Origin of the sequence: Vogesella aquatica (assembly GCF_028548455.1) — a bacterium.
Taxonomy (GTDB): domain Bacteria; phylum Pseudomonadota; class Gammaproteobacteria; order Burkholderiales; family Chromobacteriaceae; genus Vogesella; species Vogesella aquatica.
Window position 1 is genome coordinate 283,433 of sequence record NZ_JAQQLF010000002.1, and the last position, 22,224, is coordinate 305,656.

A 22,224-nucleotide genomic window follows, 5' to 3' on the forward strand; every position below is an offset into this window, starting at 1 on the left:
ACCACACGGCTAGGAGGCAAGCATGTCGCACATTATCGACAGAAGACTGAACGGCAAGAACAAATCCGCCGTCAACCGCGAGCGCTTTTTGCGCCGTTTCAAAGCCCAGATCAAGGAAGCCGTCGGCAAGGCCATCAAGGGGCGCAGCATCACCGACATTGAAAGTGGCGAGAACGTATCCATCCCGGTGAAGGACATCTCGGAACCGTCGTTCCACCACGGCCGTGGCGGCGTGGGCGAACACGTGCACCCTGGCAACGAGGAGTTCGTGCAGGGCGACCGTATCAAGCGGCCGCAGGGCGGCGGAGGTGGCGGCGGTGGTGGCAAAGCCAGTAACGAAGGCGAGGGCGAAGACGATTTTGCCTTCCAGCTGTCGCGCGAAGAATTCATGAACGTGTTTTTCGAAGACCTGGCGCTGCCCAACCTGGTGAAAACCCAGCTGATGGGCATCGAGGAAATGAAACCGGTGCGCGCCGGCTACACCAACGACGGCACGCCGGCCAATATCAGCATCGTGCGCAGCCTGCGCGGCGCCTTGGCGCGGCGCGTGGCCATGGCGGCGCCCACGCTGGCGCGCCTGCGCGAAGCCGAAGAAGACCTGGACACGCTGCTGGAGTCGGACGACGACAACGGCCTTGAGGTGCGCGAGCGCCGCCGCCAGATTCATGCGCTGCGCGAAAAGATCAACCACATCCCGTTCATCGACCCGTTCGACCTGCGCTACAACAACCGCGTCAAGCAGCCCAAACCCACCAGCAAGGCGGTGATGTTCTGCCTGATGGACGTGTCCGGCTCCATGGACGAGGGCAAGAAGGATATGGCCAAGCGCTTTTTCATCCTGTTGTACCTGTTCTTGCAGCGCAATTACGAGAAGATCGAAGTGGTGTTCATCCGCCACCACACCAGCGCGGTAGAAGTGAACGAGCACGACTTCTTCCACTCGCGCGAGTCGGGTGGCACCGTGGTGTCGTCGGCGTTGAACCTGATGGCCGATATCGTGAAGAAACGCTATGCCAACAGCGAATGGAACATCTATTCCGCCCAGGCGTCCGACGGGGATAACTGGGACAGTGATTCGGCCAACTGCGGCAAGATCCTGCAGGAAAACATCCTGCCGTGGTGCCAGTACTACGCGTACATCGAAATCACCGAGGGCGAGCCGCAAAACCTGTGGTACGAGTACCTGCGCGTGGCCGAGCAGCACAAGCACTTTGCCATGCAGAAAATCCGCTCGCCGGCTGATATCTATCCGGTTTTCCGCGAACTGTTCAAGCGGCAGCCGGCCACCCGCTAGGGTTGGCCGCAGGCACAGCAGCAGGAGGGCAGCATCATGACAGCTATCTCCACCGGGTCCGAATGGACCTTCGACCTGATTGACGAATACGACAAAGCCATCCGCGATATCGCGGTGAACGAGTTCCAGCTGGACTGCTACCCCAACCAGCTGGAGGTGATCACCGCCGAGCAGATGATGGACGCCTACTCGTCGGTAGGCATGCCGGTGAACTACCACCACTGGAGCTTCGGCAAGCACTTTGTCAGCACCGAAAAGAGCTACAAGCGCGGCCAGATGGGGCTGGCGTATGAAATCGTGATCAACTCCAACCCCTGCATCGCCTACCTGATGGAAGAAAACTCCATGACGATGCAGGCGCTGGTGATCGCGCATGCCGCCTACGGCCACAACAGCTTCTTCAAGGGCAACTACCTGTTCCGCACCTGGACCGACGCCAGCGCCATCATCGATTACCTGGTGTTTGCCCGGCAGTACATCAGCCGCTGCGAAGAGCGCTACGGCATTGATGCAGTGGAAGAGCTGCTGGACAGCTGCCATGCGCTGATGAACTACGGCGTGGACCGCTACAAGCGGCCGCAAAAGCTGTCGCTGGCGGAAGAGCAAGCCCGCCTGCACGAGCGCGAAGCCTACCTGCAGACGCAGGTCAACGACCTGTGGCGTACCATCCCGCGCCGCGAGCGCGACGACAGCGCCAAGGCCGCGCCGCGCTTTCCGGCCGAGCCGCAGGAAAACCTGCTGTACTTCATCGAAAAGTCGGCGCCGCTGCTGGAGCCGTGGCAGCGCGAGATCATCCGCATCGTGCGCAAGGTGGCGCAGTACTTCTACCCGCAGCGCCAGACCCAGGTGATGAACGAGGGCTGGGCTACCTTCTGGCACTACACCTTGCTGAACCGGCTGTACGAGAAGGGCATGGTGACCGACGGCTTCATGATGGAGTTCCTGCAAAGCCACACCAATGTGGTGTACCAGCCGCCGGTTACCGCGCGCTGGTACAACGGCATCAACCCGTACGCGCTGGGTTTTGCCATGTACCAGGACATCAAGCGCATCTGCGAGGCACCTACCGACGAAGACCGCGAGTGGTTCCCCGATATCGCCGGCACGCCATGGCGCCCGGTGCTGGAGTTTGCGATGAAGAACTTCAAGGACGAAAGCTTCATTTCGCAATACCTGTCGCCCAAGCTGATCCGCGATTTCCGTCTGTTTGCCATCCGTGACGACGACCGTGACGACAAGCTGGAAGTGGCCGCCATCCACGACGAGCGCGGTTACCGCCGCATCCGCCAGATGCTGTCCGAGCAGTACAACCTGGGCTCGCGCGAGCCGAACATCCAGGTATGGAACGTGAACCTGCGTGGCGACCGCAGCCTCACGCTGCGCCACAGCATGCACAACCGCAAGCCGCTGGAAGGCCAGAGCGCGCAGGAGGTGCTCAAGCACGTGAGCCGGCTATGGGGCTTTGACGTGAAGCTGGAGAGCGTGGACGCCGACGGCAGCGTGACCCAGACCTTCAGCTGCAAACCGGATGTGTCGGCCATGGCCTGAACCTGTTGGCTGCAGGGTTGGCCGCAAGCAGGTAGCTGGCGCAAGCGCACCGTGAATGGTGCGCTTTTTTTGTCACGTTTTTAAAATCCGCGTCGCGCCACCGGCTTGGCCTGCTTCTTGCCAGTAAACAGGCATGACCACGCATACCGATGCCACCCACACCCCGCCGCAAGCCGTGGTGACTGTCCGCCGCGACTATAACCGCTGGGTGGCCAGCGAAACCCTGGAGGACTACGCGCTGCGCTTTACCCCGCAGCGTTTCCGGCGCTGGTCGGCGTGGCGGGTGGCCCACACCGCTGCGGGTGGTGCGGCGTCGTTTCTGGTGCTGGAGGCGGTGGGGGCCACCATGATGGTGGAAGCGGGTTTCCTGAACGCGTTCCTGGCTATTCTGGCTACCGGCCTGATTATCTTTCTGGCCGGCCTGCCCATCAGCCTGTACGCCGCGCGCTATGGCGTGGATATGGATTTGCTGACCCGTGGTGCCGGCTTTGGCTATATCGGCTCTACCATCACCTCGCTGATTTACGCCTCGTTCACCTTTATCTTTTTTGCGCTGGAAGCCGCCATCATGGCCTATGCGCTGGAGCTGGGCTTTGGTATTCCGCCGCAGTGGGGCTACCTGCTATGCGCGCTGGTGGTGCTGCCACTGGTCACGCACGGGGTCACCGCCATCAGCCGCTTGCAGGTATGGACGCAGCCACTGTGGCTGTGTTTGCTGGTATTGCCCTATGTTTTTGTGCTGTGGCACGAGCCGCAGGCGCTGGCCGGGCTGTGGCGCTACGCCGGTGCAAGCCATGCACCGCAGGCGTTTGACCTGCATCGGTTTGGTGCGGCGCTGACGGTGGGCATCGCACTGATTACCCAGATGGGCGAGCAGGCCGACTACTTGCGCTTCATGCCGCCACGCAGCGCGGCCAACCATAGGCAGTGGCTGCTGGCGGTCATGGTAGGCGGGCCGGGCTGGGTGTTGCCTGGCGTACTGAAAATGCTGGGCGGCGCGCTGCTGGCCTGGCTGGCGCTGCGCAACGGCGTGGCGGCCGAGCGTGCGGTCGACCCGAACCAGATGTATCTGATCGGCTTTGCCCACGTATTCGACAACACCACGCTGGCCGTAGCCGCCACCACGCTGTTCGTGCTGGTGTCGCAGCTGAAAATCAACGTTACCAATGCCTACGCCGGCTCGCTGGCGTGGTCCAACTTCTTTTCGCGCCTGACCCACAGCCACCCTGGCCGCGTGGTGTGGGTAGTGTTCAACCTGGCCATTGCCCTGCTGCTGATGGAGCTGGAAGTGTTCCACGCGCTGGGGCAGGTGCTGGGGCTGTATGCCAACATTGCCATCTCGTGGATCATGGCCGTGGTGGCAGACTTGGTCGTGAGCAAGCCGCTGGGCTTGAGCCCCAAGGGCATCGAGTTCAAGCGCAGCTATCTGTACGACATCAACCCGGTGGGCGTCGGGGCCATGGCGCTGGCGTCTTTGCTGTCCATTGCCACCCATGTCGGCGTGTTTGGCGAGCACTGGCAGCCGCTGGCCCCCTTTGTGGCCATGAGCGTGGCGTTTGTCAGCGCCCCGCTGATTGCCTGGCTCACCGGTGGGCGCTACTACAGCGCGCGGCCAACCTTGGTCGCCAGCGCCAGCCAGTACCGCTGCGTGGTATGCGAGCGAGATTACGAAGCGGAAGACATGGCGCCGTGCCCGGTCTACCAGGGCATGATCTGCTCGCTGTGCTGCACGCTGGACGTGCGCTGTGGCGATGCCTGCAAGCCGCAGGCAAGGTTGGCCGCACAGTGGTCGGCACTATTGCATTACCTGTTGCCGCGTGCCTTGCAGCCGTATCTGGCGTACGGGCTGGGGCATTATCTGCTGCTGATGACCTGCATAGGCAGCGTGCTGCTGCTGATACTGGGCTTGCTGTACTACATCGAATGGCAGGGCGCGCTGCAAGGCGGCTATGCAGTCTGGCTGCCACAGCTGTTCTGGCGGCTGTTTGCCGTGCTGCTGCTGGTGAGCGGTGTGGTGGCGTGGTGGATGGTACTCACTGCCCAAAGCCGCGAGGTGGCGCAGCTGGAGTCCAACCGCCAGACGGCGCGCTTGCTGGCCGAAATCGAGTCGCACCGGCTTACCGACGAGCAGCTCAAGCGCGCGCGCGAGGCGGCCGAGCAAGCCAACCAGGCCAAGAGCCGCTACGTGTCGGCCATCAGCCACGAGCTGCGCACCCCGTTGAACAGCATTCTGGGCTATGCGCAGATTCTGGATGGCGACGCCGAGATCCCGCCGTCGCGCCGCCAGGCCATCGAGGTGATACGCCGCAGCGGCGACCACCTGCTATCGGTGATCGAAGGCAGCATGGATATTGCCCGTATCGAAAGCGGCAAGCTGCAGCTGGCCACCCGCGCCATGGATTTCGATGCGTTTCTCAGCCAGCTGGTGGCCATGTTCGAGCTGCAAGCGCGTAACAAGGGGCTGGATTTTCATTATGAACCCGCCGCCCACCTGCCACAGGTGGTGCGCGCCGATGAAAAACGCCTACGCCAGATCCTCATCAACCTGCTGGGTAATGCGGTGAAGTTTACCCGCCGTGGCAGCGTGCGCTTTGCCCTGCAATACCGTGGCGAAATGGCCACTTTCGAGGTGATTGACAGCGGGCCGGGTATTGCCGAGGGGGAACTGCTGCGCATTTTCGAGCCGTTCGAGCGGGGTAGCAGCAGCGGCGCCGGCGGTAACGGCCTGGGGCTGACTATCAGCAAGATGCTCACCGACCTGATGGGCGGCGAGCTTACCGTGCGCAGCACGCCGGGGCAGGGCAGCCACTTCACCGTGCGCCTGTTTTTGCCGTACGTGCACGCGGTGCTGGCCGAGCGCGAGCTGCCGCGGCGCAACCGGGTGGGGTACGTGGGCGTGCGCCAGCGCATCCTGCTGGTGGACAACGAAGCCATCGACCGTGAAATGCTGGCCAGCGTGCTGGAGGGGCTGGGCTTTGAGGTGGCACAGGCAGCCAGCGGCTACGACTGCCTGGCCATGGTTGGCCGCTTCCAGCCGCATCTGGTGTTCATGGACCTGGCCATGCCGGGCATAGACGGCTGGGAAACGCTGCGTCGCCTGCGCCAGAGCGGCTGTACCGCACAGTTGGCCGTGATTTCTGCCAATGCTTTTGACAAGGGGCAGGACAACGACGCCGGCATTGCCAGCGAAGATTTCATCCTTAAACCGATACGCGTGGAAGAGCTGCTGGACTGGATAGGGCACAAGCTGGGGCTGGCGTGGGTCATTGGCCAGCCCGCCGCCGCGCCGGCGGTGCCGCCGCCTGCCGTACACGAGCTGGTGTTGCCCCCGGCCGCCGAGCTGGCCGGCCTGCTGGAGGCAGTAGAGCTGGGCTATGTGCGTGGCTTGCGTAGCGAGCTGGCCAGGTTGGCCGCACTGGACACCGCGTATACCGAGTTTGCCCGTGTGGCCGGCGAGCACGTGCGCCAGTTCCAGTTTGAAGCCCTGCGCGAGCTGCTGCACCACGGTTTGCAGCCGGAGAATAAAGCATGACGACCCCGCATATGCAGCACGTGGTGCTGATCGTAGACGACCAGCCGGACAACCTCACCCTGCTGCACGACGCCCTGGACGACGCCGGCTACACCGTACTGGTGGCTACCGATGGCGAGGCTGCCTTGCAGCGTGCGCGGCTGTCCTTGCCCGATGTCATCCTGCTGGACGCCGTGATGCCGGGGCTGGATGGTTTCGAGGTAGCTCGCCGGCTGAAAGCTGCCTTTGCCACCCGTGCCATCCCCATTGTGTTCATGACCGGGCTGACCGAAAGCGAGCACGTGGTGGCCGCCTTTGCCGCCGGCGGCGCCGACTATGTCACCAAGCCGCTGCGCCCGCCCGAGGTGCTGGTGCGCATCGCCGCCCATATCCAGAACGCACGCCAGATGACGCAGGCCAGCAGCGCACTGGATGCCTTTGGCCAGGCCACGGTGGCTATTGCCGCGCGTAGTGGCAGGCTGGTGTGGCAAACCGCACTGGCCCGGCGCTTGATCGAGCATTATTTTGGCGCGGGCGACCAGGCCCCGCCGGCGTTACTGGCCTGGACCCAGGCGGCGCAGGCCGCCAGGCTGGCCGGCACCGAGCAGCCGGCCCTGTTGCTGGCACAGCAAGGGCGGCGGCTGCTGGCCAGCTTTCACGACCAGACCGGCGACGAAGAGTGGCTGGTGGTGCTGCGCGAAGAAAACGACGAAGCCAGCATCCAGACGCTGATGGGGGCATTTCGCCTGACCCAGCGCGAGGCCGAGGTGTTGCACTGGCTTAGCCTGGGCAAGACCAACCGCGATATCGCCGATATCCTGGATATGAGCCCGCGCACGGTAAACAAACACCTGGAGCACGTATTCGACAAGCTGGCGGTAGAAACGCGCACCGCTGCGGCCAGCCTGGCGCTGGGCAAGCTGCGCGGCAGTGCGGCTTAGCATGGTGCTGCAGCCTGCGTGCACGCATTTGCCGTGTGCCATGCCGTGTTTTGTACCCCCTGGCAGGCATGAACTCAGGCACCTTCATTGCTGAAATGCAAGGTGACGGGCTAGCCGCAGGCACACGTTGCCTTGGGGAGGCCGCTGATCGCTGCCTGTGCCTGCCAGCAGGGCTATCTTGCCCGGCGAGGGAGTGTGGTGAAACAGCCTCTTTCCGTTCCTGTGGCAATAAGCCGTATGACTTTGTTCTTTAAACACCAGCTGCGCTTTCGCCCACACTGGCTATTTATTGCTGACCGCGGTGGGAGGTGATGTGAAAGCGATACGCTTCTTTACGTATGGTGGCCCCGAGGTCATGCAGCTGGACGACGTCCCCATACCGGACTGTGGCCCCGGCGACCTGCTGGTCCGCGTGGTGGCTGCCGGCATCAACCCGCTGGACTGGAAGCTGCGCGCCGGTGCCATAGCCGGTACGCGCGCGCTGCTTTTGCCCGGTACTCCGGGGCGGGATGCTGCCGGTATCGTGATCGCGCTAGGCGGCGGGGTGCAGGGTTTCGTGCTGGAAGACCGTGTGTGTTTTTACGCCGAACCGGCCCGGTACGGCACCTACGCCGAATATGTGGCGCTACCTGCCACACAGGCAGCGCGTATTCCGCCCGGGCTATCGTTTGTCGATGCCGCTGCGCTGCCTACCCCCGGGCAGGCAGCCTGGACCGCGCTGGTGGATATGGCACAGCTGCAGCCCGGCAACCGTGTCCTGATACACGGTGCTGCGGGGGCGGTGGGCGGGGTGGCGGTGCAGCTGGCCAAGCAGCTGGGTGCCTATGTCGTGGCGATGGCCAGTGCAAACCGCGCCGCACGTGTACAGGCTTTGGGGGCCGATGAGGTGCTGGATTATCGCGATGGCTGTTCCGGCCTGCCATGGCGCGGCATGGACGTGGTGCTGGATACCATAGGTGGCGAGGTACAGGACGCCTCCTGGTGCACCCTGCGGGCTGGCGGGGTGTTGCTGGCTACCAGTACGGTGCCTTCGCCGGCGCGTGCGCAGCAGGCCGGGGTGCGTGCCGGCTTTGTCTGCACCCGGCCGCGCGGCAGTGTACTGGCCTGGCTGCTGGCACGTCAGCTCAGGGTAGAAGTAGCCCGTACCTTGCCCATGGCCGATGCGGCAGCGGCGCATCGTCTTGGCGAGCGCAGGCAGGCAGGCAGGCGGCAAAATGGTGTTGCTGATGCCGCCGCGGGTATTGTGAAAGCGCTTGCCCCACTGCCCCAGGGTGGGCCGCCATGTCACCGTCTGGCCAGCCTATCCGGCTACCAAAGCAAAGCCCCCTCAGTAGCAGGGGGCTTTTGCTTGGCCAACTAAGCTGTGCGAGGGGTGTCCGGTTCACTGTGCATGGCGGCTCAGTAACGCAGCTGGCGCCATAGTGCCAGCGCCAGCAGGGCGGGCACGGTAAAAACCAGCAGGAAAATGGGTAGCTCCGCCATCACGCTGTAGCCGGCGCTCTGTACCCCCGCCCACATATTGCTGGCAGCGATCAGTAGCCATAGCGGCACAAAATACAAGGCCGCTTGCGCCTGGCTGGTAATACCGGTAAAGCGGGCCAGTAGTTGGCCGCACAGTAGTAAAACCACACCGCCTGCTATCACCAAAATGGTATGCATGATGTCCCCTTTATGCCTGTCTGCAGTCGCATTTCTGTTGGATGATGCAGTGTTGGATAGTTTCTTTAAAAACAAATATTTATAGATTTTCTGGCGGGTTGGTGCCATGTGGCGCACACGTGACAGCCCGGTGGTCATGGTTTCATGCTGCATTGCAGCGTGTACGCTATTTGACGTATTCCTGCTTAACGGGTGGCACCGTAATCTGGCCCTGCACTGCAACAAAACCAACTGTCCATCAGGGAGCTTTGCCATGACCACTCGCCGTCTCGTTCTGAAGTCTTCTGTCATTACCCTGTCGCTGCTGGCGGCCGGTTTCAGCGCCCAGGCCCATGCTGCCGACACCATCAAGGTGGGGGTGCTGCACTCACTGTCCGGCACCATGGCCATTTCGGAAACCTCGCTCAAGGACATGGCACTGTTTGCCATCGACGAAATCAACGCCAAGGGCGGCGTGCTGGGCAAGAAGCTGGAGCCGGTGGTGGTAGACCCGGCGTCCAACTGGCCGCTGTTTGCCGAAAAAGCGCGCCAGCTGCTGACCCGCGACAAGGTGGCCGTCACCTTCGGCTGTTGGACCTCGGTATCGCGCAAGTCGGTACTGCCGGTATACGAAGAGCTGAACGGCCTGCTGTTCTACCCGGTGCAGTACGAGGGTGAAGAGCTGTCGCCCAATGTGTTCTACACCGGTGCCGCGCCGAACCAGCAAGCCATCCCGGCGGTGGAATACCTGATGAGCAAGGAAGGCGGCGCGGCCAAGCGCTATTTCCTGCTGGGTACCGACTACGTTTATCCGCGTACCACCAACAAGATCCTGCGGGCTTTCCTGAAATCCAAAGGCGTGAAGGATAGCGACATCCAGGAGGTGTACACCCCGTTCGGCCACAGCGATTACCAGACCATCGTCGGCAACATCAAGAAGTTTGCCGCCGGCGGCAAGACGGCCGTTATCTCCACCATCAACGGCGACTCCAACGTGCCGTTCTACAAAGAGCTGGGCAACCAGGGCCTGAAAGCCACCGACGTACCGGTGGTGGCGTTCTCGGTGGGTGAAGAAGAGCTGAAAGGCATCGACACCAAGCCACTGCTGGGCCACCTGGCCGCCTGGAACTACTTCATGAGCGTGAAGAACCCGGTCAACAGCCAGTGGATCGCCGCCTACAAGACCTGGGCCGCCAAGAAAGGCATGAGCGGCGCCGACAAGCTGGTGACCAACGACCCGATGGAAGCCACCTACGTGGGCATCAATATGTGGGCCGAGGCGGTGAAGAAAGCCGGCACCACGGATGTGGCCGCCGTCAGCAAGGCCATGGCCGGCATCAGCTTCAAGGCGCCGTCCGGCTACACGCTGAAGATGGACGAGAAAAACCACCACCTGCACAAGCCGGTGATGATCGGCGAAGTACAGCCGAACGGCCAATTCTCGGTGGTGTGGAAAACCAAAGGCCCGATCCGCGCCCAGCCGTGGAGCCCGTATATCCCTGGCAACGACAAGAAGCCGGACACCCCGGTGAAAACCAAGTCCTGATCGCCGCCGGCGCTGCCCGGTCGCCGCTGCGGCGGCCGCTAGCAAGCCAGCGGTATTTCCCGGGCTGCCCTGAGCAGCCCGTTTTTTTGCAAGGACCCCACCATGAACAAGCTCAAGCACCTGATCGCCATACTGGCATGCAGCCTGCTGTGGGCACCGGCTTTTGCCGCCAGCCCCGCTGCCGAGCTGGCCGCGGCCGACCCGGCCACCCGCGCGGAGCTGATTGCCGGCTGGGCAGCCAAGCCGGATGCCGCCCGTAGCGCCGCGGTGGCCGCGCTGGAAGAAGGCCGCCTGCTGGCCGACCCGGACGCTACCCGCTTCTTTGTGCAGCAAGGCGCGCTATGGCTGGACGCCGATAGCGGCCAGCCGGTAGACAGCGTGCCCGATGGCACCGACAGCGTGCCGCTGAATAACAGCGTGCGCAGCGCGCTGCAAACCTTCCACGCCGCTAGCGGGCTGAACGCGCTGGATAGCGGCGGCCGGCTGAATGCCGTCAAGGCCATACAGGATGCGGCCAACCCTGCGCTGTTGCCGCTGCTGCAAAAGCGGCTGCAAGTCGAACCGGACGACAGCGTGCGCGACGCGCTGCGCCTGGCTGCCGCCACGCTACAGCTGGCCGGGCCGTCTACTACCGACAAGCTGGCCGCCATCGCCGTGCTGGGCGAAGCCAGCGATCCCGGCCTGTTGACCCTGCTGCAACCGCTGGCGGACAACCCGCAAGAAAATGCCGACATACGCCGCGCTGCCGACGAAGCCATCGCCAGCATCAAGGCCACGCAGTTTGGCTACAACCTCGTCGGCCACCTGTTCAGCGGTATCAGCCTGGGCTCCATCCTGCTGTTGGCCGCATTGGGTCTGGCCATTACCTACGGCCTGCTGGGTGTCATCAATATGGCGCACGGCGAAATGCTGATGCTGGGTGCCTACACCACCTGGCTGATACAGAACCTGTTCCGCAGCCAGTGGCCTGCCGCGTTCGATTACTACCTGCTGGCTGCGCTGCCGGCAGCGTTTGTGGTCACCGCCATCATCGGCATGGCGCTGGAGCGGCTGGTGATCCGCCACCTGTACGGCCGCCCGCTGGAAACGCTGCTCGCCACCTGGGGTATCAGCCTGATGCTGATGCAGGCGGTACGCGTGGCCTTTGGCGCGCAAAACGTGGAGGTGGCCAACCCGGCGTGGCTGTCCGGCGGCATTGCGCTGTCCACCACGCTGACGCTGCCGTACAACCGGCTGGCCATCATCGCCTTTGTCGGCGCGGTACTGGTGCTGACCTGGCTGCTGCTCAATCGCACCCGGCTGGGCCTGTTCGTGCGCGCCGTTACCCAGAACCGCCGCATGGCCGACAGCGTGGGCGTGCCCACCGGCCGCGTGGACATGCTGGCCTTTGGCCTGGGTTCCGGCATTGCCGGGCTGGGCGGCGTGGCGCTAAGCCAGATCGGTAACGTGGGGCCGGACCTGGGCCAGGGTTACATCATCGACAGCTTCATGGTGGTGGTGCTGGGTGGGGTAGGGCAGCTGGCCGGTACCGTGGCCGGTGCGCTGGGTCTGGGCATGCTGGCCAAGGTGATCGAGCCGTCGCTGGGTGCCGTGCTGGCCAAGATCCTGATCCTGGTGTTCATCATCCTGTTTATCCAGAAGCGTCCGCAGGGCTTGTTTGCCCTGAAGGGCCGCGTGCTCGACTGAGGCCTGCCATGTCACAACCTTACTCTCTCAAGTTGGCCGCAGCGGCCGGGCCGCGAGCCACCACGCTGGGCCTGGGCCTGTTGCTGGCCCTGCTGATGCTGCTACCGCTGGGGCACTGGGCGCTGCCGGAGGGCCACGCGCTGCACGTGTCGGCGTACACGCTCACCCTTACCGGCAAGATCCTGTGCTACGCCATCGTGGCGCTGGCGATGGACCTGGTGTGGGGCTATACCGGCCTGCTCAGCCTGGGCCATGGACTGTTCTTTGCGCTGGGCGGCTACGGCATGGGCATGTACCTGATGCGCCAGATCGGCCGCGACGGCAATTACCAGAGCGACCTGCCCGATTTCATGGTGTTTCTGGACTGGAAAACCCTGCCGTGGTTCTGGCAAGGCAGCGAGCATTTTGCCTGGGCGCTGCTGGTGATCGTGCTGGTGCCGGGCCTGCTGGCGCTGGTATTCGGCTGGCTGGCGTTCCGCTCGCGCATCAAGGGCGTGTACTTCTCCATCATGACCCAGGCGCTGACCTTTGCCGCCATGTTGCTGTTCTTCCGCAACGAAACCGGCTTTGGCGGCAACAACGGCTTTACCGACTTCAAGCGCATCCTCGGTTTCGGCATTGCCGAGCCGGCCACCCGCGCTGTGCTGTTTGCCGCCACCGTGCTGTTGCTGGCGCTGGCCTTGTGGGGCGCGTTCTGGCTGGTGCACAGCAAGTTCGGCCGCATCCTCACCGCCATCCGCGACGCCGAAAGCCGGCTGATGTTCTGCGGCTACAACCCGCTGTACTACAAGCTGGCGATCTGGGTGCTGTCGGCGGTGCTGTGCGCGCTGGCCGGTGCCTTGTACGTGCCGCAGGTGGGCATCATCAACCCCAGCGAAATGTCGCCGGGCAACTCCATCGAAATCGCCATCTGGGTGGCGCTGGGCGGCCGCGGCACGCTGATCGGCCCGGTGCTGGGCGCCGCCATCGTCAACGGTGCCAAGAGCTGGTTCACGGTGGCGTTTCCCGAATACTGGCTGTTTTTCCTGGGCTTCCTGTTTATCGCCGCCACGCTGCTGCTGCCCAACGGCGTGCTGGGCCTGCTGCGCAAGAAAGGGGACCGCTAATGTCGGCCGCATCCACTACCCAAAGCCAGCGTGAAAACTGGGAAGGCGAGGCCCGTGGCCTGGCGCACCCGGTGGACGGCAAGCTGGATACCCGCCACGGCGCCATCCTGTACCTGGACGACGTCACCGTCAGCTTTGACGGCTTCCGCGCGCTGAACAAACTGACGCTGGACATCGGCGTGGGCGAGCTGCGCTGCATCATCGGCCCCAACGGCGCCGGCAAGACCACCATGATGGACGTCATCACCGGCAAGACCCGCCCCGATAGCGGCAGCGTGTTCTTTGGCCAGACCATCGACCTCACCCGCCATACCGAGCCGGAAATCGCCCAGCTGGGCATCGGTCGCAAGTTCCAGAAGCCCACCGTGTTCGAGGCGATGAGCGTGCACGACAACCTGGCGCTGGCGCTGGCCGGCAACAAGTCGGTGTGGGCCAGCCTGCGCTCGCGGCTCACCGGTGCGCAGCGCGACCGCATCGGCGAGCTGCTGGCCACCATCCGCCTCACCGAGCAGCACCAGCGCCAGGCCGGCCTGCTGTCGCACGGCCAGAAGCAGTGGCTGGAAATCGGCATGCTGCTGGCGCAGGAGCCGCAACTGTTGCTGTTGGACGAGCCGGTAGCCGGCATGACCGACGCCGAAACCGAAAAAACCGCCGAGCTGCTGCTGACGCTGAAAGGCAAGCACTCGTTGATGGTGGTGGAGCACGACATGGACTTTGTCGGCAGCATTGCGCAGAAGGTGACGGTACTGGCCGAAGGCAGCGTGCTGGCCGAGGGCAGCCTGGCGCAGGTGCAGGCCGACGAGCGGGTAATCGAAGTGTATCTGGGGCGCTGAATCATGCTGAAAGTGGACAAACTCAACCAGTTTTACGGCGGTAGCCACATCCTGCGCGACGTGGCGTTCGAGGCGCCGGTGGGCGAGGTGACCTGCATCCTGGGCCGCAATGGCGTGGGCAAGAGCACGCTGCTGCGCTGCCTGATGGGGCAGATCGCCGCCAAGAGCGGCGCGGTAGCGTGGCAGGGCGAGGACATCCAGCGCCTGGCCCCGCACCAGCGCGTGGCGCGCGGCATGGCCTACGTGCCGCAGGGGCGCGAGATCTTTGCCCGGCTGACGGTGGAAGAAAACCTGAAGATGGGGCTGGCGCGCTTTGGCGGCCGCCAGGGGCGCGAGATTCCGGCCAGCGTGTACGAGATGTTTCCGGTGCTGCACGACATGAAACACCGCCGCGGCGGCGACCTGTCCGGCGGCCAGCAGCAACAGCTGGCCATCGGCCGCGCGCTGGTTAGCCAGCCCAGCCTGCTGATCCTGGACGAGCCGACCGAGGGCATCCAGCCGTCCATCATCAAGGACATCGGCGCCGTGATCAAAAGGTTGGCCGCACGCGGCGACATGGCCATCTTGCTGGTAGAGCAGTACTACGACTTTGCTGAAGCGCTGGCCGACCGCTACGTGGTGATGTCGCGCGGCGAGGTGATCAAGGCCGGGCAGGGCAAGGCCATGCCGCAGGACGGCGTGCGCGAATTACTGGCGATCTAGCCGCACTGCTGGCCTAAGCGGCCCCGTGTCATGCACTGGCACGGGGCTTGCAATACCGCTATCGAACCGACTTTCCCCCTGCCTGCCCGATGAAACCCGACGCTGTTGCCGCTCTGCTTCCCCCGTCCCTGCTGCAAGGCTGGCCTGCCAGCCTGCAGCTGGCTTACGCCCGCGACGGCGCCCGCACCGTTCCGGTGCTGCGCCGCCACAGCGGCCCGTTACGGGTGCAGAAGCACTTTATCGGTGCCGACGGCAGCTGCGAGCACATCATCGTGCACCCGCCGGGCGGCGTGGCCGGCGGCGATAGCCTGACGCTGGACATCGCGCTGCAGGCCGGCAGCGAGGTACTGCTCACCAGCCCCGGCGCCGCCAAGTGGTACGACGGCTTTGGCCGCCAGGCGCGGCAGCACATCAGCATCCGCCAGGCTGCCGGCAGCGTACTGGCGTGGCTGCCGCAGGAAACCATCCTGTTCGATGGCGCCGACGTGCGCTTTGCCAGCTGCGCCCAGCTGGCCGGCGACGCCCGCCTGCTGTGGGGCGACGTGGTGTGCCTGGGCCGCCCTGCGGCCAACCTTTTGTACCGCCGTGGCTGCTGGCGGCAGCAGGCCGACATCTACCGCGACGGCCGCTTGATCTACAGCGAGCGCACCGTGCTGCCGGCCGACAGCCACCTGCTGCAGTCGCCGGTGGGCCTGGGCGGCCACAGCGTGGTGGCCACGCTGCTGTGGGCCGGGCCGGCGCTGCCGCCCGCGCTGCACGACGCGGTACTGGCGCTGCCAGTGGCCGGCTGCGCCGCCGCCAGCCAGCTGGACGACATCTGGCTGGCGCGTTTTGTCGGCGACGGTGCCGAGGCGGCGCTGGCCTGGCTGCGCGCCGCCCGCCACCTGATCCACCCCTTTACCCACGGCCGCCCGGCGCACGCACCGCGCATCTGGGCTACCTGATACCGAGGCAATACAACCATGGAACTGACCCCCCGCGAGAAGGACAAGCTGCTGATCTTTACCGCCGCCTTGCTGGCCGAACGCCGCCGTGCGCGCGGCCTGAAGCTGAACTACCCCGAGGCGGTAGCCTTCATCAGCGCCGCCATCATGGAAGGGGCGCGCGACGGCCAGAGCGTGGCCGCGCTGATGCACTACGGCACCACGCTGCTGACCCGCCACGACGTGATGGACGGCGTGGCAGAGATGATTCCGGATATCCAGGTAGAAGCCACCTTTCCCGACGGCACCAAGCTGGTGACCGTGCATCAACCCATCGTTTAGGAGCCGCCATGATTCCAGGGGAAACACTCGCCGCCGACGGCGAGATCGAACTCAACGTTGGCCGCGCCACGCTGACGCTGCCGGTTTCCAATAGTGGCGACCGCCCGGTACAGGTGGGCTCGCACTACCACTTTGCCGAGGTCAATAACGCGCTGCTGTTCGACCGCGATGTGGCGCGCGGCTTCCGGCTGAACATCGCGGCCGGCACCGCCGTGCGTTTCGAGCCGGGCCAGACGCGCACCGTCGAGCTGGTGGCGCTGGCGGGGTTGCGCCGCGTGTACGGCTTTCAGGGCAAGGTGATGGGGGCATTATGAAAATCAGCAGACAGGCATACGCCGAGATGTTCGGCCCCACCACCGGCGACCGCGTGCGGCTGGCCGACACCGGCTTGCTGGCCGAGGTGGAGCGCGATTACACCGTGTACGGAGAAGAGGTGAAATTCGGCGGCGGCAAGGTTATCCGCGACGGCATGGGCCAGAGCCAGGCGCTGGCGGCCGAGGTGGCCGACACGGTGCTGACCAACGCGCTGATCCTGGATCACTGGGGCATTGTGAAGGCCGATATTGCGCTGAAAAACGGCCGCATCGCCGCCATCGGCAAGGCCGGCAACCCCGACATCCAGCCCGGTGTGGACATCGTGATCGGCGCATCCACCGAGATCATCGCCGCCGAAGGCATGATCGTCACCGCCGGCGGCATCGACACCCATATCCACTTCATCTGCCCGCAGCAGATCGACGAAGCGCTGATGTCCGGCGTCACCACCATGATAGGCGGCGGCACCGGCCCGGCCACCGGCACCAACGCCACCACCTGCACGCCGGGGCCGTGGCATATGGCGCAGATGCTGAAAGCCGCCGAGGCGTTTCCGATGAACCTGGGCTTTACCGGCAAGGGCAACGCCAGCCTGCCGGAGCCGCTGCGCGAACAGGTACGCGCTGGCGCCATCGGCCTGAAGCTGCACGAAGACTGGGGTACCACACCGGCCGCCATCGACAACTGCCTGAGCGTGGCCGACGAGATGGACGTGCAGGTGGCCATCCACACCGACACGCTGAACGAAGGCGGCTTTATCGAGGCTACGTTGGCCGCGTTCAAGGGCCGCACCATCCACACCTACCATACCGAAGGCGCCGGCGGCGGCCACGCGCCGGACATCATCAAGGCCTGCGGCCAACGTAACGTACTGCCCAGCTCCACCAACCCGACGCGGCCGTTTACCGTCAACACCATCGACGAGCACCTGGACATGCTGATGGTGTGCCATCACCTGGACCCGGCCATCGCCGAAGACGTGGCCTTTGCCGAAAGCCGCATCCGCCGCGAAACCATCGCCGCCGAGGACATCCTGCACGACCTGGGCGCCTTCGCCATGATGTCGTCCGACAGCCAGGCCATGGGCCGCGTGGGCGAAACCATCCTGCGCTGCTGGCAAACCGCCGACAAAATGAAGCAGCAACGCGGCCCGTTGCCGGGTGACGGCCTCGGCAACGACAACGCCCGCATCAAGCGCTACCTGGCCAAGTACACCATCAACCCGGCCATCACCCACGGCATTGCCCACGAGGTGGGCAGTGTGGAGGTGGGCAAGCTGGCCGACCTGGTGATCTGGCGGCCGGCGTTCTTTGGCGTGAAGCCCAGCCTGATCCTGAAGGGCGGCATCATCGCCGCCGCCGCGATGGGCGACGCCAACGCCAGCATCCCCACGCCGCAGCCGGTGCATTACCGGCCGATGTTCGGCGCCTACGGCGGCGCCATTGCCGCCGGCAGCGTTACTTTTGTGTCGCAGGCGGCGCTGGCCGCCGGCGTGGGCGAGGCGCTGGGGCTGAAGAAGCGGCTGGTGGCGGTGCAAGGTTGCCGCAGCGTGCAGAAAACCGACCTGATCCACAACGATTACCTGCCGGTGATCGAGGTGGACCCGCAAAACTACCAGGTACGAGCCGACGGCGAACTGCTGTGGTGCGAGCCGGCCAGTGTGCTGCCGATGGCGCAGCGCTACTTTCTTTTCTAGGAGCCCAGCATGCTGGTATTGCGACAACACGCCAGCGGCGGCCAGCCAGCCGATGAGCTGGTGCTGGATTTCGACCGCCGCTGCAAGACGCGGCTGCTTACCCGCAGCGCCGCCGGCGAAGAGGTGGGCGTGATGCTGCCGCCGGGCAGCCCGCCGCTGCGCGATGGCGACCTGCTGCAGGCCGACGACGGCCGCTGCGTGCGCGTGGTAGCCGCCGCCGAGCCGCTGCTGCACGTGGCCTGCCCCGACGCGGTAACGCTGGCGCGCGCGGCCTACCACCTGGGTAACCGCCACGTGAAAGTGGAAGTCGGCGCCGGCTGGCTGCGCCTGCTGCAGGACGAGGTGCTGGCCGACATGCTGCAGCAGATGGGCCTGCAGGTGGAAAGGTTGGCCGCAGGCTTCTCGCCGGAGCACGGCGCCTACGGTGGCGGCCATCACCATTCGCACGGCCAGGAAGCGGCGTTCCACTACGCGCCGAAAATCCACCAGTTCGGGGGCCAGCCATGAGCGGCACCGCCACCCGCCTGCAACTGCTGCGCCTGGCCAGCCCCGGCTTGCCCATTGGCGGCTACAGCTACTCGCAGGGTATGGAAACCGCGCTCGACCTGGGCCTGGTACACGACGAAGCCACGGCGCGGCACTGGCTGGCCGACCTGCTGGCCGGCCCGATGGCGCAGTTTGACGGCGCGGTGCTGGCTGCCTGCTGCCGCGCGGCAGCAAGCGGCGACGTGGCCGCGTTGCAGCGCCTTAACGCGCAGCTGCTGGCTAGCCGCGATAGCCGCGAGCAGGTACTGGAAAGCACGCAGATGGGCTACTCGCTACGCCAGCTGCTGCTGGGCCTGCCCGAAGGCGGCGACGCTGCGCTGTGGCCGGCCGGCGAGGCGCTGAGCCTGCCGGTAGCCTGGGCGCTGGCCGCCCGCTGCCTGCAATTGCCGGGAGAGCAGGCGCTGGAAGCCTGGCTGTGGGGCTGGCTGGAAAACCAGATCATGGTGCTGATGAAAGCCATGCCGATGGGGCAGAGCGCCGGCCAGCGCCTGATCTCCAGCCTGCTGCCCGAGCTGGCTACCGCCGCCGCCCGTGCCTGGCAGCTGCCGGAAGACGACATCAGCAATTTCGCCCCCCTGTACGCCTGGGTGGCGCAGAAACACGAAACCCAATACAGCCGGTTGTTCCGGTCTTGATCAAAAGAGGACACAGCATGAAACAGGCAGCATTACGCGTCGGCATCGGCGGCCCGGTGGGCTCCGGCAAGACCCACCTTACCTGGGCGCTGTGCACGGCGCTGCGCGACAAATACAACGTGGCCGCGGTCACCAACGACATCTACACCCAGGAAGACGCCCAGTTTCTGGTGCGCAACGAAGCGCTGGCGCCAGACCGCATCATCGGCGTGGAAACCGGCGGCTGCCCGCACACCGCCATCCGCGAAGACGCCTCCATCAACCTGGAAGCCGTGGCGCGGCTGAATGCCCGCCACCCCGGCCTCGACGTCATCTTCATCGAAAGCGGCGGCGACAACCTGGCCGCTACCTTCAGCCCCGAGCTATCCGACCTGACGCTGTACGTAATCGACGTGTCCGCCGGCGACAAAATCCCGCGCAAAGGCGGCCCTGGCATCTGCAAAAGCGACCTGCTGGTGATCAACAAGATCGACCTGGCGCCGCTGGTAGGCGCCTCGCTGGAGGTGATGGATCGCGACGCCAGCAAGATGCGCGGCGAGCGGCCGTTCATTTTCTCCAACCTCAAAAGCGGCCACGGCCTGGCCGACATCATCCGTTTCATCGAAGAAAAAGGCATGCTCACCCTGAATGCCGAAGGAGCTCACCATGCGTAAACCCCTGCTATTTATCCTGCTGGCCGCGGCGGCCAACCTGGCGCAGGCCCACACCGGTCACGGTGCCGACGGTTTTGCCCACGGCTTTGGCCACCCGTTCTCCGGCCTGGACCACCTGCTGGCCATGTTCGCCGTCGGCCTGTGGTCGGCGCAGCTGGGCGGCCACGCGCGCTGGCAAGGCCCGGTGCTGTTCGTGCTGATGCTGGCCGCCGGCGCGGCGCTGGGCGTAGCCGGCGTGGCGCTGCCGTGGCTGGAAAGCGGCATCGCACTATCGGTATTGCTTAGCGGCCTGCTGGTGGCCGCGCTGGCCCGCCCGCCACGCCTGTTGGCCATGGCCGCCATCGCTGCCTTTGCGCTGTACCACGGCGTGGCCCACGGCCAGGAAATGCGGGCCGACGCCAGCGGCGCCGCCTACGCCGCCGGCTTCATGCTGGCCAGCGCGCTGCTGCACATTGCTGGGGTGGCAGTCGGCCAGGGCACGCTGCGCAGCGCCATGCTGCTGCGCGCGCTAGGCGCCGCCATCGCCGCCTCGGGCGCACTGCTGCTGGTGGGCACGCTGTAACGGGCCTGCGGCCAACGTTGGCGTGGTAGGGTGGGCAAAGGCCAACGGCCGTGCCCACCAGCGTGCCGTCGCGACAGCGTTGGCCGCCATATCGGCTGCACGGCAGCTGTGCAGTGGTAACAAGAAGGGCAAGCCTGCGGACTTGCCCTTTTGTCATGGTGCGGCGGTATGATGTGGGGGTAGGTGGCAAGGCACCAGGCTGCGTCCACCAAGGTTTTAACCGCGTGTAGCTCGGATAAGCCAGCGGCGCATCCGGGGCGGGTGGGGTATCTCGACCAGGTTAGGTTAATGCTCGAGATAACCCCGGATGCGGCTGTGCCTTATCCGGGCTACCTGCGGCATACTTATTTAGGTTCGGCGAAAGCTAGAGATGTCTTTGTTCGGGATAGTCATTTTGGGTTGGTAAATTTATGAAGTATTCTATTGTTTCTGTGTCGAAGTATCTGGGTTGCAAATCATCTGCTATTCTTGCTGATGATTTTTGTAAAGACTGGAGATTTAGGAAGGTTGAGAGGCGTGGCAGTGATTCGTATCGGAATGACTATATTTTCTCGAGGCGGGGCCTGTCATTTGCTTCGGATGGTGATGATGTTGTTGTGGCAATATTCTTGTCTTTCAAGGCGAGTCCGCCATTTGATAGTGGCTTCGATGATTTGCCATTCTCATTTGGGCGCCTTGAGGTGAGGAATAGATTTGGTGAGCCGTCAGGCAGTAGAGAAAAATTTCATGATCCAATCCTGGGTGAGTATGGTGGGTGGGATTGTTTCAATTTTCCCAATCATGTTCTTCACGTGCAATACTCCTCAGAAAGGGATGGTATTGAGTTGATAACGCTGATGACACCTGATATGGCTTCCTAACATGGGCTTGTATGGCGAAATGAATAGTCGGATCAGCATGTAGCCCGGATCAGCCAATGGCGCATCCGGGAATCCGGTGGTGCAACGTGATGGGGTGATATTGCCACAGGGTATTGTATCGGATGCAGCTATGCCTCACCCGGGCTGCACACTATGACTTATTTGCGTTGCGGGTCCAGATCAACGCTGGTAAGCGACAGGTAATGGATAGTTTGTTGAAATCGTCGAGATGACATTTCTCTGATAGGGCTGGAAAGATAATTTAACGTATTTGAAAATTATCCCAAAGGTGAGGTTTATGATTTTATTGGTTGTTCTGTTTGTGTTGTCTATAGTTGCTGCTAACTTTCTTGCATATTTTGTTTTTAAGAAAATGGGTGGCGGTAGGCAGTTTAGATGGTATAAGGAGTGTGAGGTTGCGCGTGATCTTGTATGGATGGTTAGAATTTACAGGGGTCTCTTGTCTCTAGCCATGCTTTTATTTATTGCTATTCTGGTTGCAAGATGATCACGAGAAATGTCAGCGCGTAGCTGTCGCATCCCTGACGATCATATAAGCAATCAGCTACTCAAACTGAACACAGCACGAGAAGTCATGGGTATCCTGCTACAACTCTCTCGAGCGCCCAACCCATGATCGTCAAACTACACAAACAAGCCCGCACCACCCCCGCCATTCGCGAGGAAATCAAACACGCCGTCGGCACGCTTGCCGAGTTGGCCGCACGCTTCAATGTCAGCATCCACACCATCCGCAAGTGGAAGCAGCGCGACAGCGTGTTGGACCAGCCCCATACCGCCCACCGCCTGCAGACTACCCTCAGCCCGGCGCAAGAAATCGTGGCGGTTGAGCTGCGAAAGCTTTGCCGTCTGGGCCTGGACGATCT

The 22,224-nt window shown here is 63.8% G+C and carries 21 protein-coding genes and 1 pseudogene; 21 read left to right on the forward strand and 1 reads right to left on the reverse strand.

The window, feature by feature from the left end; genetic code table 11:
* Nucleotides 1-22 precede the first annotated feature (22 nt).
* The 5 genes from PQU95_RS02890 to PQU95_RS02910 all read left to right on the forward strand — a co-directional run bounded on the left by PQU95_RS02890 (nucleotide 23) and on the right by PQU95_RS02910 (nucleotide 8,654).
* Nucleotides 23-1,294: a YeaH/YhbH family protein gene (locus PQU95_RS02890; protein ID WP_272750604.1), complete on the forward strand. Its 1,272-nt coding sequence runs from the start codon at nucleotides 23-25 to the stop codon at nucleotides 1,292-1,294.
* Nucleotides 1,295-1,330: 36 nt separating this feature from the next.
* Nucleotides 1,331-2,842 carry a SpoVR family protein gene (locus PQU95_RS02895; RefSeq protein WP_272750605.1) on the forward strand — a complete coding sequence of 504 codons (1,512 nt, stop codon included), beginning with the start codon at nucleotides 1,331-1,333 and terminating at the stop codon, nucleotides 2,840-2,842.
* Nucleotides 2,843-2,975: 133 nt separating this feature from the next.
* Nucleotides 2,976-6,374: an ATP-binding protein gene (locus PQU95_RS02900; protein WP_272750606.1), complete on the forward strand. Its 3,399-nt coding sequence runs from the start codon at nucleotides 2,976-2,978 to the stop codon at nucleotides 6,372-6,374.
* Entirely contained in the window at nucleotides 6,371-7,294 is a 924-nt protein-coding gene (locus PQU95_RS02905; protein WP_272750607.1) for a response regulator, read from the forward strand. Before PQU95_RS02900 ends, PQU95_RS02905 begins: the two co-directional genes overlap by 4 nt.
* Nucleotides 7,295-7,607: 313 nt before the next feature.
* The gene (locus PQU95_RS02910; RefSeq protein ID WP_272750608.1) at nucleotides 7,608-8,654 is read left to right on the forward strand and encodes an NADP-dependent oxidoreductase; all 1,047 of its coding nucleotides are present in this window, start codon (nucleotides 7,608-7,610) and stop codon (nucleotides 8,652-8,654) included.
* 38 nt (nucleotides 8,655-8,692) lie between these two features.
* On the opposite strand, the gene PQU95_RS02915 is transcribed toward PQU95_RS02910, so the two are convergent.
* Nucleotides 8,693-8,953 (reverse strand): hypothetical protein, encoded by a 261-nt coding sequence (locus PQU95_RS02915; RefSeq protein ID WP_272750609.1) that lies wholly within the window; start codon nucleotides 8,951-8,953, stop codon nucleotides 8,693-8,695.
* A gap of 253 nt (nucleotides 8,954-9,206) precedes the next feature.
* On the opposite strand from PQU95_RS02915, the gene urtA reads away from it, so the two are divergent.
* The 16 genes and pseudogenes from urtA to PQU95_RS02995 form a co-directional block, all read left to right on the forward strand.
* A complete protein-coding gene (gene urtA / locus PQU95_RS02920) occupies nucleotides 9,207-10,478 on the forward strand; it encodes an urea ABC transporter substrate-binding protein (RefSeq protein ID WP_272750610.1) in 1,272 nt (423 codons plus the stop codon).
* A gap of 102 nt (nucleotides 10,479-10,580) precedes the next feature.
* Complete coding sequence (gene urtB, locus PQU95_RS02925; RefSeq protein WP_272750611.1) at nucleotides 10,581-12,164, forward strand: urea ABC transporter permease subunit UrtB; 1,584 nt, start codon at nucleotides 10,581-10,583, stop codon at nucleotides 12,162-12,164.
* A gap of 8 nt (nucleotides 12,165-12,172) precedes the next feature.
* Nucleotides 12,173-13,270: an urea ABC transporter permease subunit UrtC gene (gene urtC, locus PQU95_RS02930; protein ID WP_272750612.1), complete on the forward strand. Its 1,098-nt coding sequence runs from the start codon at nucleotides 12,173-12,175 to the stop codon at nucleotides 13,268-13,270.
* The gene (urtD, locus tag PQU95_RS02935) at nucleotides 13,270-14,103 is read left to right on the forward strand and encodes an urea ABC transporter ATP-binding protein UrtD (RefSeq protein WP_272750613.1); all 834 of its coding nucleotides are present in this window, start codon (nucleotides 13,270-13,272) and stop codon (nucleotides 14,101-14,103) included. Before urtC ends, urtD begins: the two co-directional genes overlap by 1 nt.
* A gap of 3 nt (nucleotides 14,104-14,106) precedes the next feature.
* Nucleotides 14,107-14,805 (forward strand): urea ABC transporter ATP-binding subunit UrtE, encoded by a 699-nt coding sequence (gene urtE, locus PQU95_RS02940; protein WP_144372009.1) that lies wholly within the window; start codon nucleotides 14,107-14,109, stop codon nucleotides 14,803-14,805.
* An 89-nt stretch (nucleotides 14,806-14,894) separates the two neighbouring features.
* Nucleotides 14,895-15,749: an urease accessory protein UreD gene (locus tag PQU95_RS02945; protein ID WP_272750614.1), complete on the forward strand. Its 855-nt coding sequence runs from the start codon at nucleotides 14,895-14,897 to the stop codon at nucleotides 15,747-15,749.
* Between the two features lie 18 nt (nucleotides 15,750-15,767).
* The gene (locus PQU95_RS02950; RefSeq protein ID WP_144372007.1) at nucleotides 15,768-16,070 is read left to right on the forward strand and encodes an urease subunit gamma; all 303 of its coding nucleotides are present in this window, start codon (nucleotides 15,768-15,770) and stop codon (nucleotides 16,068-16,070) included.
* 8 nt (nucleotides 16,071-16,078) lie between these two features.
* On the forward strand, nucleotides 16,079-16,384 hold the full coding sequence (locus PQU95_RS02955; RefSeq protein ID WP_272750615.1) for an urease subunit beta: 306 nt from the start codon (nucleotides 16,079-16,081) through the stop codon (nucleotides 16,382-16,384).
* Nucleotides 16,381-18,081, forward strand: coding sequence for an urease subunit alpha (gene ureC, locus PQU95_RS02960; protein ID WP_308446602.1), 1,701 nt, complete (start codon nucleotides 16,381-16,383; stop codon nucleotides 18,079-18,081). Before PQU95_RS02955 ends, ureC begins: the two co-directional genes overlap by 4 nt.
* Nucleotides 18,082-18,090: 9 nt before the next feature.
* Nucleotides 18,091-18,588 carry an urease accessory protein UreE gene (gene ureE, locus PQU95_RS02965; RefSeq protein WP_272750616.1) on the forward strand — a complete coding sequence of 166 codons (498 nt, stop codon included), beginning with the start codon at nucleotides 18,091-18,093 and terminating at the stop codon, nucleotides 18,586-18,588.
* The gene (locus tag PQU95_RS02970) at nucleotides 18,585-19,262 is read left to right on the forward strand and encodes an urease accessory protein UreF (RefSeq protein ID WP_272750617.1); all 678 of its coding nucleotides are present in this window, start codon (nucleotides 18,585-18,587) and stop codon (nucleotides 19,260-19,262) included. The genes ureE and PQU95_RS02970 overlap by 4 nt, the downstream gene beginning before the upstream one ends.
* Nucleotides 19,263-19,279: 17 nt before the next feature.
* On the forward strand, nucleotides 19,280-19,915 hold the full coding sequence (ureG, locus tag PQU95_RS02975) for an urease accessory protein UreG (RefSeq protein WP_017508886.1): 636 nt from the start codon (nucleotides 19,280-19,282) through the stop codon (nucleotides 19,913-19,915).
* On the forward strand, nucleotides 19,908-20,477 hold the full coding sequence (locus tag PQU95_RS02980; protein WP_272750618.1) for a HupE/UreJ family protein: 570 nt from the start codon (nucleotides 19,908-19,910) through the stop codon (nucleotides 20,475-20,477). Before ureG ends, PQU95_RS02980 begins: the two co-directional genes overlap by 8 nt.
* A 410-nt stretch (nucleotides 20,478-20,887) precedes the next feature.
* Nucleotides 20,888-21,337 (forward strand): DUF6392 family protein, encoded by a 450-nt coding sequence (locus PQU95_RS02985; protein ID WP_272750619.1) that lies wholly within the window; start codon nucleotides 20,888-20,890, stop codon nucleotides 21,335-21,337.
* A gap of 298 nt (nucleotides 21,338-21,635) precedes the next feature.
* Nucleotides 21,636-21,845 (forward strand): hypothetical protein, encoded by a 210-nt coding sequence (locus PQU95_RS02990; protein ID WP_272750620.1) that lies wholly within the window; start codon nucleotides 21,636-21,638, stop codon nucleotides 21,843-21,845.
* A gap of 125 nt (nucleotides 21,846-21,970) precedes the next feature.
* Nucleotides 21,971-22,224: pseudogene (locus PQU95_RS02995) on the forward strand (IS481 family transposase); the annotation flags it as partial.

Coding starts and splice junctions, on each gene's coding strand:
- PQU95_RS02890 (WP_272750604.1), top strand. CDS start 23: ATGTCGCACATTATCGACAGAAGACTGAACGGCAAGAACAAATCCGCC.
- PQU95_RS02895 (WP_272750605.1), top strand. CDS start 1,331: ATGACAGCTATCTCCACCGGGTCCGAATGGACCTTCGACCTGATTGAC.
- PQU95_RS02900 (WP_272750606.1), top strand. CDS start 2,976: ATGACCACGCATACCGATGCCACCCACACCCCGCCGCAAGCCGTGGTG.
- PQU95_RS02905 (WP_272750607.1), top strand. CDS start 6,371: ATGACGACCCCGCATATGCAGCACGTGGTGCTGATCGTAGACGACCAG.
- PQU95_RS02915 (WP_272750609.1), bottom strand. CDS start 8,953: ATGCATACCATTTTGGTGATAGCAGGCGGTGTGGTTTTACTACTGTGC.
- urtA (WP_272750610.1), top strand. CDS start 9,207: ATGACCACTCGCCGTCTCGTTCTGAAGTCTTCTGTCATTACCCTGTCG.
- urtB (WP_272750611.1), top strand. CDS start 10,581: ATGAACAAGCTCAAGCACCTGATCGCCATACTGGCATGCAGCCTGCTG.
- urtC (WP_272750612.1), top strand. CDS start 12,173: ATGTCACAACCTTACTCTCTCAAGTTGGCCGCAGCGGCCGGGCCGCGA.
- urtD (WP_272750613.1), top strand. CDS start 13,270: ATGTCGGCCGCATCCACTACCCAAAGCCAGCGTGAAAACTGGGAAGGC.
- urtE (WP_144372009.1), top strand. CDS start 14,107: ATGCTGAAAGTGGACAAACTCAACCAGTTTTACGGCGGTAGCCACATC.
- PQU95_RS02945 (WP_272750614.1), top strand. CDS start 14,895: ATGAAACCCGACGCTGTTGCCGCTCTGCTTCCCCCGTCCCTGCTGCAA.
- PQU95_RS02950 (WP_144372007.1), top strand. CDS start 15,768: ATGGAACTGACCCCCCGCGAGAAGGACAAGCTGCTGATCTTTACCGCC.
- PQU95_RS02955 (WP_272750615.1), top strand. CDS start 16,079: ATGATTCCAGGGGAAACACTCGCCGCCGACGGCGAGATCGAACTCAAC.
- ureC (WP_308446602.1), top strand. CDS start 16,381: ATGAAAATCAGCAGACAGGCATACGCCGAGATGTTCGGCCCCACCACC.
- ureE (WP_272750616.1), top strand. CDS start 18,091: ATGCTGGTATTGCGACAACACGCCAGCGGCGGCCAGCCAGCCGATGAG.
- PQU95_RS02970 (WP_272750617.1), top strand. CDS start 18,585: ATGAGCGGCACCGCCACCCGCCTGCAACTGCTGCGCCTGGCCAGCCCC.
- ureG (WP_017508886.1), top strand. CDS start 19,280: ATGAAACAGGCAGCATTACGCGTCGGCATCGGCGGCCCGGTGGGCTCC.
- PQU95_RS02980 (WP_272750618.1), top strand. CDS start 19,908: ATGCGTAAACCCCTGCTATTTATCCTGCTGGCCGCGGCGGCCAACCTG.
- PQU95_RS02985 (WP_272750619.1), top strand. CDS start 20,888: ATGAAGTATTCTATTGTTTCTGTGTCGAAGTATCTGGGTTGCAAATCA.
- PQU95_RS02990 (WP_272750620.1), top strand. CDS start 21,636: ATGATTTTATTGGTTGTTCTGTTTGTGTTGTCTATAGTTGCTGCTAAC.